Annotated in this window: 12 protein-coding genes; 5 read left to right on the forward strand and 7 right to left on the reverse strand. The window is 64.8% G+C overall.

What is annotated here, in order from left to right; translation table 11 throughout:
• The first annotated feature begins 108 nt into the window (after positions 1-108).
• Together Q0743_RS19350 and Q0743_RS19355 are read left to right on the forward strand one after the other, a co-directional pair.
• The gene (locus tag Q0743_RS19350; protein ID WP_007597752.1) at positions 109-510 is read left to right on the forward strand and encodes a PTS sugar transporter subunit IIA; all 402 of its coding nucleotides are present in this window, start codon (positions 109-111) and stop codon (positions 508-510) included.
• Positions 507-824, forward strand: coding sequence for an HPr family phosphocarrier protein (locus Q0743_RS19355; protein WP_018316388.1), 318 nt, complete (start codon positions 507-509; stop codon positions 822-824). The genes Q0743_RS19350 and Q0743_RS19355 overlap by 4 nt, the downstream gene beginning before the upstream one ends.
• Before the next feature lie 123 nt (positions 825-947).
• On the opposite strand, the gene Q0743_RS19360 is transcribed toward Q0743_RS19355, so the two are convergent.
• Entirely contained in the window at positions 948-2,576 is a 1,629-nt protein-coding gene (locus Q0743_RS19360) for a glycosyltransferase family 39 protein (protein WP_298243128.1), read from the reverse strand.
• 126 nt (positions 2,577-2,702) lie between these two features.
• Between Q0743_RS19360 and lepA the strand changes: the two genes are divergently transcribed.
• The gene (gene lepA, locus Q0743_RS19365; RefSeq protein WP_298243097.1) at positions 2,703-4,514 is read left to right on the forward strand and encodes a translation elongation factor 4; all 1,812 of its coding nucleotides are present in this window, start codon (positions 2,703-2,705) and stop codon (positions 4,512-4,514) included.
• 210 nt (positions 4,515-4,724) lie between these two features.
• Here lepA and Q0743_RS19370 read toward each other — a convergent pair whose 3' ends face one another.
• Positions 4,725-5,138: an SRPBCC family protein gene (locus Q0743_RS19370; protein ID WP_298243098.1), complete on the reverse strand. Its 414-nt coding sequence runs from the start codon at positions 5,136-5,138 to the stop codon at positions 4,725-4,727.
• 163 nt (positions 5,139-5,301) lie between these two features.
• Positions 5,302-6,597: a serine hydrolase gene (locus Q0743_RS19375; protein WP_298243099.1), complete on the reverse strand. Its 1,296-nt coding sequence runs from the start codon at positions 6,595-6,597 to the stop codon at positions 5,302-5,304.
• 194 nt (positions 6,598-6,791) lie between these two features.
• Between Q0743_RS19375 and Q0743_RS19380 the strand changes: the two genes are divergently transcribed.
• A complete protein-coding gene (locus Q0743_RS19380; protein WP_298243100.1) occupies positions 6,792-8,012 on the forward strand; it encodes an MFS transporter in 1,221 nt (406 codons plus the stop codon).
• 26 nt (positions 8,013-8,038) lie between these two features.
• Here Q0743_RS19380 and Q0743_RS19385 read toward each other — a convergent pair whose 3' ends face one another.
• The 3 genes from Q0743_RS19385 to Q0743_RS19395 all read right to left on the reverse strand — a co-directional run bounded on the left by Q0743_RS19385 (position 8,039) and on the right by Q0743_RS19395 (position 11,020).
• The gene (locus Q0743_RS19385) at positions 8,039-9,283 is read right to left on the reverse strand and encodes an acyltransferase family protein (RefSeq protein ID WP_298243101.1); all 1,245 of its coding nucleotides are present in this window, start codon (positions 9,281-9,283) and stop codon (positions 8,039-8,041) included.
• A gap of 78 nt (positions 9,284-9,361) precedes the next feature.
• Entirely contained in the window at positions 9,362-10,519 is a 1,158-nt protein-coding gene (locus tag Q0743_RS19390; RefSeq protein ID WP_298243102.1) for a helix-turn-helix domain-containing protein, read from the reverse strand.
• Between the two features lie 39 nt (positions 10,520-10,558).
• Positions 10,559-11,020 carry a GNAT family N-acetyltransferase gene (locus Q0743_RS19395; RefSeq protein ID WP_298243103.1) on the reverse strand — a complete coding sequence of 154 codons (462 nt, stop codon included), beginning with the start codon at positions 11,018-11,020 and terminating at the stop codon, positions 10,559-10,561.
• A gap of 135 nt (positions 11,021-11,155) precedes the next feature.
• On the opposite strand from Q0743_RS19395, the gene Q0743_RS19400 reads away from it, so the two are divergent.
• A complete protein-coding gene (locus tag Q0743_RS19400) occupies positions 11,156-11,584 on the forward strand; it encodes an amidase family protein (protein WP_298243104.1) in 429 nt (142 codons plus the stop codon).
• A gap of 58 nt (positions 11,585-11,642) precedes the next feature.
• Here Q0743_RS19400 and Q0743_RS19405 read toward each other — a convergent pair whose 3' ends face one another.
• Complete coding sequence (locus Q0743_RS19405) at positions 11,643-13,421, reverse strand: alkaline phosphatase D family protein (RefSeq protein WP_298243105.1); 1,779 nt, start codon at positions 13,419-13,421, stop codon at positions 11,643-11,645.

Below are 13,421 nucleotides of genomic sequence, written 5' to 3' on the forward strand. Positions count from 1 at the left end.
CGTCTAGTTTCAGGGAGATACGCAACATCCCCTCTTGCGCGGGGGCTCTGGATGGTCAAAGTGGCGCGTTCGTGCGGTGCACCAAAAGCGCCCGCGAGGAGTTTTCCGATGATTGGTCTAGTACTTGTGACCCACGGGCGCCTTGCCGACGAATTCAAGGCGGCGCTTGAACATGTCATGGGCCCACAAAAGCAAATCGAAGCGATCACGATCGGTGCCGAAGATGATTCCGATCTCTGCCGAAGCGACATCATCGAGGCGGTTAACCGCGTCGATTCCGGCGACGGCGTTGCGATCCTCACCGACATGTTCGGCGGCACGCCGTCGAACCTCGCAATATCCTGCATGAGCCGGCCCAAGGTCGAAGTGCTCGCAGGCATCAACCTGCCCATGCTGGTGAAGCTCGCCAAGGTGCGCGAGGAGCGTCCGCTGCCCGATGCGATCGCGATGGCGCAGGAAGCCGGCCGCAAATACGTCACCATCGCCAGCCGCGTGCTCGCCGGCAAATGAGCGACGAGGCGCCACAAGCGGGGACAGGCGTGCCCGCGGGCGCGATCTCCAAGGATCTCCTGATCATCAACAAGCGCGGCCTGCACGCCCGCGCCTCCGCGAAATTCGTCCAGGCGGTCGAGCGCTTCGACGCGCAGGTCTGGGTCACGCGCGGCGGCGAGACCGTCGGCGGCACCTCGATCATGGGCCTGATGATGCTGGCCGCAGGACCGGGCACGACCATCACCGTCGCCGCCGCCGGCACCGATGCCGAAGCCGCGTTAGCTGCGATCACCGAGCTCGTTGAAAGCAAGTTCAACGAGGAAGGGATCTGAGCCGCACGCGCGGTGCCGTAGGGTGGGCAAAGCGAAGCGTGCCCACGATTTGCGTGCGATCAGCGACAGATGGTGGGCACGGCGCTTCGCGCCTTTGCCCACCCTACGGCAGCTGCGGTACCTTCACTGCTTCCCCGGCGGCGCGATGTAGACGTTCCACGTCATCGACGGGCCGGCCTTGCCGTGGGTGAAGCGGCGCGTGGTCATCACCATGCGTTCGGCGTTCGGCGCGGTTTCGGACACCCATTTCTCGAATTTCGGCAGGCGCTCGTCGGTCGCATCGACCACGCCGATGAAGCCGTATCGCTTGACGTCGTCGAGCGAGGTCAAGCCGGAGGCCCAGGCCTCGTTCGGCGTGAACGGGCTCGGATGATCGGGGCTGTAGAACACCATCGGCTGGATCGTCTCCATCGTCCCCGCGACGACCGCCCAGCGCGAGGCGAAGCGCGCGTGCCAGGCCTGGGTCAACTCGCGCGCCAGATCCGAGCGCGCGCCATAGGTCGCGGTGTTGCCGGCATTGGCCGCCATCTCGCGCGCGGCGATCCAGGGCGAGGCGACCAGCGTCGCGACGCTGAGCACGAGCCAGATCGCGGCGATGTTGAACAGGCTCGCAGCCTGCACACGCAAGGTGGGGATCGCGACCAGCGCCAGGGGCACCAGGAAGAACAGCGAGATGCCCCAATCGGTCTTCATGTAGATGCTGAAGAGGAGCGCGCCGAGCGGCGGGCCGAGCGCGACGATGATCTGGATGATCCAGACGTTCAGCGCCTGCGCGCGATTGACGCCCGGATTGGCGCCGCGTGCCCAGGCGCGCGTGACGATGCGCATGGGCGCGCGCGCGAGCAGCGTCATCCACGGCGGCACCAGGGCCATCGCCAGCGCGGCCAGCGCCACCGGCAATGCCAGCAGCCCGATATTATGCAGCGCGTAGCCGGCGACCAGCTGATGCACCTGGCTCGCGTCCTGGAGGCTGTAGGTGTCGCCGGCATAGGTCAGCGGCACGAAATGCGCCTCCGCCAGCCAGACGATGTGCGGGATCATCGCCACCACCATCGTTGCGATCGCGACCCATGGCGCCGGCGAGGCGAGGAATTTCAGCCGCTCGGGATGGATCAGCGCGGCAAGGCCGATGGCGCCAATCATCGTCAGCACCCAATATTTGGTCATCAGCGCCAGCGCGCCGGCGAGCCCGAGCCAGATGCCTGACTGCCAGCTCCGCTTCTCGAACGCATCGAGATAGGCGAGCACCAGCAGCGGCAGCGTGACGAGCTGCAGCAGATCCGGGTTGTACTTGAAGCCCTTAAAATTGAAGATCGGGTAGAGCGCGACCATCACCACGACCAGGAAGGCGCGGCGCGCATCCACGACGCGCAAGGCCACCAGCCAGCAGATCACCATGCCGACGCCGACGGTCGCCATCGCCAGCGCATAGGTCGCCCAGTCCGCCGCCGGGAATGCCTTGAACCAGAGGCCGGCGACCCAGCCCGACAGCGGCGGATGCTTGCCGTAGCCCCAGAGGAATTTCTGGCCCCAGCCATAGGCTTCTGCGACGTCCATGTGAACGTCCTGCGCCGCCTTCAGATTGATCAGGATGAAGGTCCAGAGCACCGCATGCAGGATGGCGAGCTGGATCACCAGCCACAATCGCGCCTCGGGGCGGACCGCGCAGGCAACCAGCCAGGCCCGGAAGCGGTCAAAGCTCAGGCGGGTCTTCGGACGCGCCCTGACGGTGGGGATCGAGGTGGTCGACATGGGCCTGGACATGGGCCGTTGCCTAGCGCGTTTTGAGCGATCGTGGAATCAGCTTGGCGTGAACAAAGGCCCTGAAAATACAGCAATAAGGTTGCCGCACGGGGATGTGAGTGGTATCCCGCGCCCATGACGACCGTCCCCATTTCCAACATCCGCAATTTCTCCATCGTCGCCCATATCGACCATGGCAAATCGACGCTGGCCGACCGCCTGATCCAGATGACCGGCGGCCTCTCCGACCGTGAGATGGCGGGCAAGGAGCAGGTGCTCGATTCCATGGACATCGAGCGCGAGCGCGGCATCACCATCAAGGCGCAGACGGTGCGCCTCCAGTACCGCGCCAAGGACGGCAAGGATTACGTCTTCAACCTGATGGACACGCCCGGCCATGTCGACTTCGCCTACGAAGTCTCGCGGTCGCTGGCGGCGTGCGAAGGTTCCCTGCTGGTGGTCGACGCCAGCCAGGGCGTCGAGGCGCAGACGCTCGCCAACGTCTACCAGGCGCTCGACAACAATCACGAGATCGTCCCGGTCCTGAACAAGGTCGACCTGCCCGCGGCCGAGCCCGAGAAGGTCAAGCAGCAGATCGAGGACGTCATCGGCATCGATGCGTCCGACGCGGTGATGATCTCGGCCAAGACCGGCCTCGGCATTCCCGACGTGCTGGAGGCCATCGTCACCCGCCTGCCGCCGCCGAAGGGCGATCGCGACGCGACGCTGAAGGCGCTGCTGGTCGACAGCTGGTACGACGTCTATCTCGGCGTCGTCGTGCTGGTGCGCATCGTCGACGGCACCATGAAGAAGGGCCAGCGCGTGCGCATGATGGGCACGGGCGCCGCCTACGACGTCGAGCGCGTCGGCTTCTTCACGCCGAAGATGCAGCAGGTCGAGGAACTCGGCCCCGGCGAGATCGGCTTCATCACCGCCGCGATCAAGGAAGTCGCCGACACCCGCGTCGGCGACACCATCACGGACGACAGGAAGCCCGTCACCGAGATGCTGCCGGGCTTCAAGCCGGCGATCCCCGTGGTGTTCTGCGGCCTGTTCCCGGTCGACGCCGACGACTTCGAAACGCTGCGCGCCGCGATGGGCAAGCTGCGCCTCAACGACGCCAGCTTCTCGTTCGAGATGGAGACCTCGGCCGCGCTCGGCTTCGGCTTCCGCTGCGGCTTCCTCGGCCTGTTGCACCTCGAGATCATCCAGGAGCGGCTGTCGCGCGAGTTCGACCTCAACCTGATCGCGACCGCGCCGAGCGTCATCTACAAGATGAAGCTCACCGACGGCACCGAGCTCGAGATCCACAATCCCGTCGACATGCCCGACGTCGTCAAGATCGAGGAGATCCAGGAGCCCTGGATCGAGGCGACGATCATGACGCCCGACGAATATCTCGGCAGCGTGCTGAAGCTTTGCCAGGACCGCCGTGGCTCGCAGAAGGAGCTCACTTACGTCGGCTCCCGCGCGATGGTGAAGTACGATCTGCCGCTGAACGAAGTGGTGTTCGACTTCTACGACCGCCTGAAGTCGGTCTCCAAGGGCTACGCCTCGTTCGACTATCATCTCACCGACTACAAGCCGGCCGATCTCGTCAAGATGCAGATCCTGGTCAATGCCGAGCCGGTCGATGCGCTCTCGATGCTGGTGCATCGCACCCGCGCCGAAGGCCGCGGCCGCGCCATGGTCGAGAAGATGAAGGAGCTGATCCCGCCGCACATGTTCCAGATCCCGATCCAGGCGGCGATCGGCGGCAAGGTGATCGCGCGCGAGACGGTGCGCGCGCTGCGCAAGGACGTCACCGCGAAATGCTACGGCGGCGACATCACGCGTAAGCGCAAACTTCTGGAGAAGCAGAAGGAAGGCAAGAAGAAGATGCGACAGTTCGGCAAGGTCGACATCCCGCAGGAAGCCTTCATTGCCGCGCTGAAGGTGGATAGCTGAGGCGACATCCGGGACTGGCCGGCCCGGTCTCCGGGGTCGACAAACAAAAATCGCGAAAACAACCCCATGCACAGTAGCCGCCCCCTTGGCGGCATTGCGTTTTTTTCGACCTAGCAAAACCCGCTTGTTCCGTCGGGCAAAACACCGCGTTGGCGGCAGCATCACAAATTCTGTGATGCCGCCATCGTTCAGCGTCCGCTTCCTGACCAATCAGGCCTTCTGCTTCGTCTCGACATATCGCGCGAAGCTGTCGAGGATCGCCTGCCAGCCACCACGCTGCTGCTCTTCGGAGTGCGTCGTTTCGCCATCGAACACGACGCGGACGACCACGCCGTTCGAGCCGGGCACGAACTCGACCTCGGCCTTGCGGTCGCCGAACGCATATTCGATCCGCTTGTGTTCGACGATCTTCGTGTAGGTGCCGGCGAAGTCAAAACCCATGCTGCCGTCCTTGGCTTCCATCCGGGACGAGAAGGCGCCGCCCTCGCGCAAGTCGACCGTCGCCCTGGTCGTATGCCAGTCGTCGGACGCGGCATTCCACTTCACGATGTCGGCGGGCGTCGTGTAGGCCTGCCAGACCCGATCGATGGGGGCTGCGACGCTGGTTTCGACGGTGATCCTCATGGACATTGCTCCAGTTCATTTATTGCGGTCGAGGCGCCGGCCTCAATTCAGGTGTGCGGGGCCGTCCCCGCTCCTTCCGAACGTGTCCAACCAAGGACGATCGAATCCGGTCAGCGCCGACATGTCCGTCGCGAAAATCTGGGATCGAGGCGCCCTCAGACCATCATTGCCCGAGCTGTTGAAGCACGGCGGACCACAGCGCGAGCGGCTCCCTGAGGCTTCCCGGCTCGGACGGCTTCTGGCGAACGGCGGTGTGAACCATGATGAGCTTCGAGGCTGGATCAACCAGGATGATCTGACCGCGGATGCCGAGCAGGGCAAATCTGCGCTGCTCGCCCGGAAGGAGCCACACCTGGTAGCCATAGCCGAAATAGGGCGTGGCCACGCGCGGCGCGAGATGACCGTCGGCGGGTCTGACCGTCGTGGCATCGAGCAGCCACTGCCGGGGGATCAATTGACGGCCGTCCCAGGCGCCGTCGTTTGCGAGCAACCGGGCGAGGCGCGCGTAGTCGCGCAAGGTGGCGTTGAAGCAGCAAAAGGCGATCTCCTGCCCGCTCCCGTCGATCGCCCATGAGGCATCCGCTTCGGTACCGATCGCGCTCCAGATCCGGTCGTGGAGATAATCGGCGACCGGCGTGCCCGTGGCGGCGCGCAGCACCAGGCCGAGGATCTCGGTTTCGACGCTGGCATAGTGCCATCTGGTCCCCGCCGGGGCGGTGCGCGTGTTGAATTGCGCGACGATGGTCGCGGGATCCTTGGGCTCGTCGACGAACAGGGCCCGCCCCAGCCGGGCGATGTCATCGTGGCCGTCATAGACCTCCGAGAATTCGACGCCTGAAGACATGTTCAACAAGGCCCGGATGGACGTGTTGCCATATTCCGTTCCTGCAAGCGCGGGAACGTAAGTCGAGACGACCTCGTCGATCGACTTGATCCGTCCTTCCGAGACCGCGATCCCGACCAGCATGCCGACCAGCGTCTTCGCCATGGACTGCGAGAGAAAGCGGTCGTGGTCGGTCCGCGCATATTGATAGTGCTCGTACAGGATGGTGTCGTCCCTGGCGATCAGGAGCCCCGTCACCGGATTGCGCTTGAGGTAGTCCGCGATGCTCAGCCGTTCGTTGTCGAAGCTGTAGGCGATCGATGGCTCCGCCGCGCGCTTGAATTGCCAGGACGTCGCCGCGCGACCAACCGCACGCGAAGGGTAGAGCTCGCCGAAATGGGTGTACTGTCCGACCAGCTTGTCGAGCTGGGGGGCGCCTCCCCGCGTGCCGACCGGATAGCCCTGCGCCGCGCCGTAGAGCTCGGCATCGGGGCCGCCCTCCGAAAACACCGGTCCGGGCCCGGCGCTTCGGACGTCCTGCGCATACGCTGAGGAAGCCCAAACTGCGGCGGCAAGAATGACCGGCAGGGCAAGGCTGCGGCAGCCACCCGGCCTGTCGAGCGCTCCCCACTTCATTGGACTTGCTCCTCGCACCTTCGTGTGTGTGCGTGCAATCATGAGACAGCATTGCGCGCCGGTAACGGGAGCTATGCTATCATTGCGGACGAGCGGTGTCAGCTTGCGGTGGCAACCCGCCTTGCTCCCGCCCGGCGGATCAGCCACCATCCCTCCCGCGCACCACCACAAAATCAAAAGCGCAGAGGAAACGCATGAGCAAGGCATCACGCTTCGACTATGGCTGGGTCGTCGTCGCCGCGGGCGCGCTGATGACCTGCGTCGGGTTCGGCACGATGCTGTCGCTGGCCGTATTCCTGCAGCCGATTTCGGAAGCGATGGGCTGGTCGCGCGCCGGGGTATCGGCGGCGGCGACGCTGGATTTCCTCTGCATGGGATTTGCCGCGTTCCTGTGGGGCACGCTGTCGGACCGGTTCGGCACGCGCATCGTGGTGCTCGCGGGAAGCGTGCTGCTCGGGCTTGGTCTGGTCACCGCGAGCCAGGCGACGAGCCTGTGGCAGTTCCAGCTTTGCTTTGGCGTCTTGATCGGCATTGCCGCCGGCAGCTTCTACGCGCCGATGATGGCGCTCGCGAGCGCCTGGATCGAGAAGAACCGCAGCCTTGCGGTCGCACTGGTCTCCGCCGGCATGGGCGTCTCGCCGGTGACGATCGCGCCGACCGCGAGCTGGCTGATCACGGCCTATGACTGGCGCACCGCGATGCTCGTGATCGGCATCGCCGCATGGGCGCTGCTGATTCCCGCCTGCTTCCTGGTACGACCGGCGCCGGCAGCGGCAGGCGCCGCGACCGCGAACGCGGCACCAGAAGCCGAGCTGACCGTGGCGCAGGCGTTGCGCACGCCGCAATTCGTCGCGCTCGCCGCGGCGCATTTCGCCTGCTGTGCCGCGCATTCCGGCCCGATCTTCCACATGGTGTCCTATGCGATGGTGTGCGGCATCGCCCCGCTCACGGCGGTGACGGTCTACAGCGTCGCCGGCGTCTCCGGCCTCGGCGGCCGCCTGCTGCTGGGCACGCTCGCCGATCGCATCGGCGCAAAGCCCGTGCTGGTCGGCGGCCTGTTCGTGCAGGCGATGTGCATCGCGACCTATCTCGCGGTGGCGCAGCTCGGCGAATTCTACGCGCTCTCGGTCGTGTTCGGCCTCGCCTATGGCGGCGTGATGCCGCTCTATGCGGTGCTGGTGCGCGAGTTCTTCGGCGCGCGGATCATGGGCACCGTGTTCGGCGCGGTCTCGGCCTTTGCCAGCCTCGGCATGGCGCTCGGCCCGTGGGCCGGCGGGCTCGTGTTCGACAATTTCCAGCGCTACACATGGCTGCACGTCGGCTCCTTCGCGATCGGGCTCGCGGCCGTCGCGGTGGCGCTGAGCTTTCCGACGAAGCGCAGGCCCTTGCTCGACCTTGGCCGCGCGGCGGCGTGACGACCGGGCGGGCCGGCAGCCGGGCATCACGGCACGGCCGCGCCGGTGACCGCGGCGGTGGGCGCCGTCTCGGGCGGCGCGCGACGCCCGTTCAGCAACACGCCGATGAAGGTGAAGCGCACCAGGAGTTGATAGCTCGCCAGCATCGGAACGAGCGCCGCGACGAGGATGATCGTGAACTTCAACGGCCCGGGCCAGGCAAGCTGCGACACCGCGACCTGCAGCGCCATCACGATCGGCATGTGGATCAGATAGATCCAATAGGAGGCATCGGCGAGGTAACGCCTGATCGGGCTGAAGCCGGACATGAACCGGAGCGCGAGGCCGATGAAGGCGAAGGTCGAAATCCAGATCGCCGGCGCATACAGCACGGCGGCGACGAGCCTGAGCGTCTCGGCGCGGACCGGCGGCTTCGGCGCACCCGGCGCTGAGCTCATCACGCCTGACAGCACGAAGCTGGTCAGGATCAGCCCAAGCGCCAGCACGAGATTCCACAGCCAGCGCCGCTCCAGGATCCGCAGCAAGTCGATCTGCCGGTGCAGCAGCCAGCCGACGGCGAAAGCCGCGCCGAAGCCGATCCAGGCCTGCACGTTGGTGACGAACGATTGATCCGGCGTCCTCACGCCGACCGCGCCAACCCATCTCGGATCGAGGCTGAAGGCGATGCCGATCGGGATCGCGAGAACCAGCGGGGCCAACGGGCCTTGCATGATCCCCGCGAAGAGACGATCCAGCGCCGTTCGCAGAGCGCCTGACGCGTCGAGCCAAACGACGAGGCTGCGCAGCAGAAGGGCGGCGGCATAGAGCTCCAGCAGCACGTAGAGAAACCAAAGATGGGCGAGCGGGAAATTCGGCAGCACCGGCCAGTTGCGCATGCCGGCCGTCGGACCGCCATTCGGAAACTGTGATGCCCAATTCACGGCCAACGCCATGACCGGAAACACGATGGGCCAGAAGATCACCAGCGGCAGCCCAATGCGCTGCAATCGGTCCCTGACGAAGCCCCCAATCCCCCGGCGATGAAAGCTCATCCGGGCAAAGAAGCCCGCCATCAGGAAGAAGGTCGTCATCCGGAACACATGAATGGAGAAGGACAGGAAGCCCACGTAAAGGCTTGGATGGGTGTCCTGGATGAACCAGAACCGGGGCGAGACGGGTACGAACGACAACGCCGCGTGCAGGACGATGCCAAGCAGCAAGGCAAAGGCCCGGACCGCATCGAGGGCGTGCAATCGTTCGGACGCAGAATTGACGGCGATCGGAGGGGGCATGGTCAGGCTCGCTGATGAGGTCTCGCCTCACAGCCTGCCCAATCACGCCCGCGCCTTCTCGCCGAATCCGGAAATCGGCTAACCGATGTCCCGGCGCCACTGGCCGATTTCCTGGTCGCGCGCCGAGCCCGGCGCCGTTTGGACCAGGGCGTCGCGCCGAAATTCGCTCGGCGTCATGCCCGTCTCGGCCTTGAAGGCGCGGTTGAACGGACCGATCGACTGGAAGCCGGCATCCATCGCAATGGTCAGCACCGGCACCTCGCGCTGGGCCGGATCGGACAGCGCCGTCTTGGCATCTTCGATGCGATAACGATTGAGGAAGGCATTGAAGTTGCGATAGCCGAGGCCTTCGTTGATCGCCTGCCTGAGCCGATACTCGGGAACGTCGAACCGCGCGGCGAGCGCCCCGATTGCAAGTCCTTCCTGCCGGTAGACCCGCTCGACGGTCATGACATGATCGAGCCGCCGGAGCAGGAGGGGATCGACCGCTACTCCGCCGGTCGTGGCACGATCGGCCCTTCGGGCCTGCGGGCTGATGTCACCTGGCGCAATCGCTGCCGTGGCGTCGTTGGCCGTGACGGCCGTCGGCATGCCAAAAGTCCCCACGCCGGCCAGCATGGCCACCACGAACAGGCAGAACGCGGTCGGAAAGCTCCCGGCGCCACCGGGGACGACGACGGGAATCGCCGCAAAGCCGGCACCGGCCACCACCGCAATGAGCCCGACATTGATCGCGAGCATCGCCAGCCGCAGCCGGCGTCGCTGCGCGACCAGATCGACGCGCCAGGTCTTGACGGTCTGGACCGCGGCTGCGACCGCCAGTCCCAGAGTGACCAATGACAGAACCCGACCACCGGCCCCGGCCAAGGCAGGCCAGTTCGCCCAACCCAGTGTGAGCGCGAATCCGAAGGCGACCATGGCAAGCCAGACCGCGCCGTGCCATCGCTTCAGCACGAAATCGTCGTCGAACGCCGCGCGCGCCCACAGCCAGAACACGGCGGGTTGCGCCGACAGGATCGGCAACACCCACCACCAGAACGCCTTGGGAAAGTATGGCGCGGTCGTGATGGCGTAGAACACGCCACCGGCCGACATGGCCATGCCCAACAACGTGTGCTGATCGGTGGCTCGACGCAGCAGCGCCACGATAATGATCAGCAGGAACACCCCGCTCACCGCGCCGCGCAGCCCGAGATCGACAGCCGTGAGCCCCATCGCGGTCACACCTTGTGCCATGCACTTCCCCTCGAAGACGGCGGCCGATCCGAACCGGATCTATGGCGTGTCATCAAGCTCGCGCTCCATGACGATCGTGCGTTCGTCACCATGGTAGCTGTCGCGCACCACCCTGAACCCGAGCCTGGCATAGAATATCTCCGCGGTGACCGAGGACGAGAGCGTCAAGGCCGGAATGTTTCGCTCGCGTGCGACACGCTCGACCTCCGCCATCAGCCGCTTGCCGATACCGCGGGCCTGGGCATCGGGTGCCACGAAGACGGTACGGACGACGCTGCCATCGAGGCCTGCCGTTCCAACGATGCGGCTGCCGACGGCCGCAACGAAGACCGTGCGTTGCCCGATCAGCTGCCTGACTGAGTCCGGGCCAAAACTGCGCTCGATCCTTTCAATGATCGCGTCCGTGTAGTCCTTGGCATTGGTCTCGCGCAGCGCACGCACGATGACCTCACTGATGCCATCGGCGTCGTCTTCGCGCGCGGGCCGGATCGTGCACTCCATGGATCGCTTGTCTGAAACCGCTGGAAGGACTGGAACCTTACCCTGCACCGCACGACCGACCATCGGCTTGTCGCGCGAGCAAGCCCAACGCTACCATTGGTAGCATATTCGTAGCAAGCCGACCGAGAGGACGCGATGGACCAGCCGATCCGCGGCGATGCGAAGGCGCCGGCCATGCCGACGCCGCAGCAAGCGCCGATGAGCGAGATCATCGACGCCCTGGCCGGCGGACGGATCACCGCCACGCTGCTAACCGAGCTCTATCTCGCGCGTATCGAGGCCCATGACCGCAACGGGCCCGCGCTCAATTCGGTTCGCGCGCTCATTCCCGAGGCGCGCGCGATCGCGGGCGAGCGCGACGGCATCAGGCCATCGGTGAAGCGGCCGCCGGCCGGCGTGCCGATTCTGCTCAAGGACAACATCGCCACCGCCGACAAGCAGCAGACCACGGCGGGCTCGCTGGCGCTGGAAGGGGCGCGCGCCTGGAGCGAGCACAAGCTGCTGCGGCTGGCGTATGCCTTCGAGCAGGCAACTCGCGCGCGCAAGCCGCCGCCGGAGCGCTGAGTCTTCCGGTCGAGCGACGCCCCCGCAGCGCGGCGGTCACAAGGGGGCTTGCTCACGGCTAAAGCCAAGGCTCCAGCTGCAGGTCGGTCTCCAGCCGAACGTTCGCGCCAGAGGCATCGGTATTCATGACCGGTTTGCCGTTGCGGTCGAACACGCGAACCTTGAGCTGCGAATTCGTCTTGTCGATCTCGAGACGCGCGAAATTGTCGTCCTGGGTAAAGCCCCATGATTTGTAGTGCATGCGCGTCTTGCCATCCTTGAGCGGAAACGCATCCCATTGCTCGCTCTGCCGGGAATCGTGCACATACCCGTTCGGGTCTCCGTCGGCGAACGGAAATGGCCAGTAGAACGCCGATGACGTGACCGAGAATGCCTTGAGGGGCAGGATCTTCTTCTTCTGGCCCTGATCCCGCTCGAACGTAATTTCGGCGACATTGGAGCAGTGAATGTCGCCGGACAGAAAGACGACGTTCTGAATGGATTCGTCGACGATGTGATCGAGCAGGTCCTTTCGCGTCTGCGGAAATGCCGGCCAGCTGTCGCTGTCGTCGCGATTGTTTCCGTTCACCTCGAACAGCAGGGCATCGAGACCTTTCTTCGCGCGGTCACCGATCCGTTCGTCCATCGCATTCGGAACGAATACGCTGGACGAGACGATGAATTTCGGGACGTTGGCGCGCTCCCTCTGCATCTGCGAAAGCCAGTCTTTCAGCCTGCGCATTTGTCCGGGATGATGCTCGTCGATGGTCGGATAGCCGAGCATGTAGTTGTCGCGGAGTCCGTGATCCAGCTGGCGGTCGCTGTTGTTCTTGTAGCGCTGCGTGCGCGTGTCGAGAACGAAGAACGGGTAGCCGCCGCAATCGAACTTGTAATACAGCAGGCGCCCCCATGTGCGCGGACTGTGGCTCCATTGGTAGTTCATGTAGGCAGTGACCGCGTAGTTGAACACCATGTGCTTGCCGGGATCGCCTTTCAGCCGGTCCTGGGTCCAGTTGTCCTCGATCTCATGGTCGTCGAGGATCATGTAGGTGCTGGATCGCTGCAGCAGATTGCGCAGGTTCTGCGCCGAATAGGCCGTCGTATAGCGCTCCTGGAATTCGTCATAGCGCTCGGCGCGCAGGATCGGAACGAAGCGATTGAGCATGTCGGCATAGATCTGGTCGCCGCACATCACTGTGAAAGAGGCGGCCGGACCGATCGGACTGTCCTTGAAGTGCTGGGACATCGGTCCGAAAATCTGGTCGGCCTCCTTGATCTTCCAAAGCAGCCCCGGATAGCGGCACGATCCGAGCAGGAAGGCGAGAGAGTCGGCGATCTGCCCCGACGGCGGGAAGGTGCGAAACGTCGCCTCGCATTTTGACCTGTCGAGCCTCAACAGATCGTTCTTGATGATGTTGATGTCCGGCAAGCTCGCGATGAGATCCAGATCCGAGGTCCGGGACGTGTTCGGCGTGGGATCGTCGACCGTGAGCACGCCGACGAGAACGGTGTACGCCGTATTCGGCGTGAGCGGCTTTGCCGCCACGTTCTTGTCGAGGGTTACCGCAACCGCAACTTCTTCCACGCTGTCGAGGTCGGTCGCGTCATAGTATCCGAGCTGGACGTCCGAGCCGAGGACGAAGGTCCCCGTGCGGTCAAATTCCCGATTCAGCCGAAAGTACCAGGCGACATCGATCTTGTCGTTGTCCACGATCCCGATCACGCCGACGGTGCGCCTGTTCTCGTCGAGCTGCGCCCTGTCATCCGCGGGGTCCGCGGCGCGGACCCAAATCCTGGCCGTCGTATCAGTGGTGTGACCGACAATCGGTCCCAATCCCGGTTCGCGCAAACTGACCAT

The organism is uncultured Bradyrhizobium sp., from assembly GCF_936943645.1.
Lineage (GTDB): Bacteria > Pseudomonadota > Alphaproteobacteria > Rhizobiales > Xanthobacteraceae > Bradyrhizobium.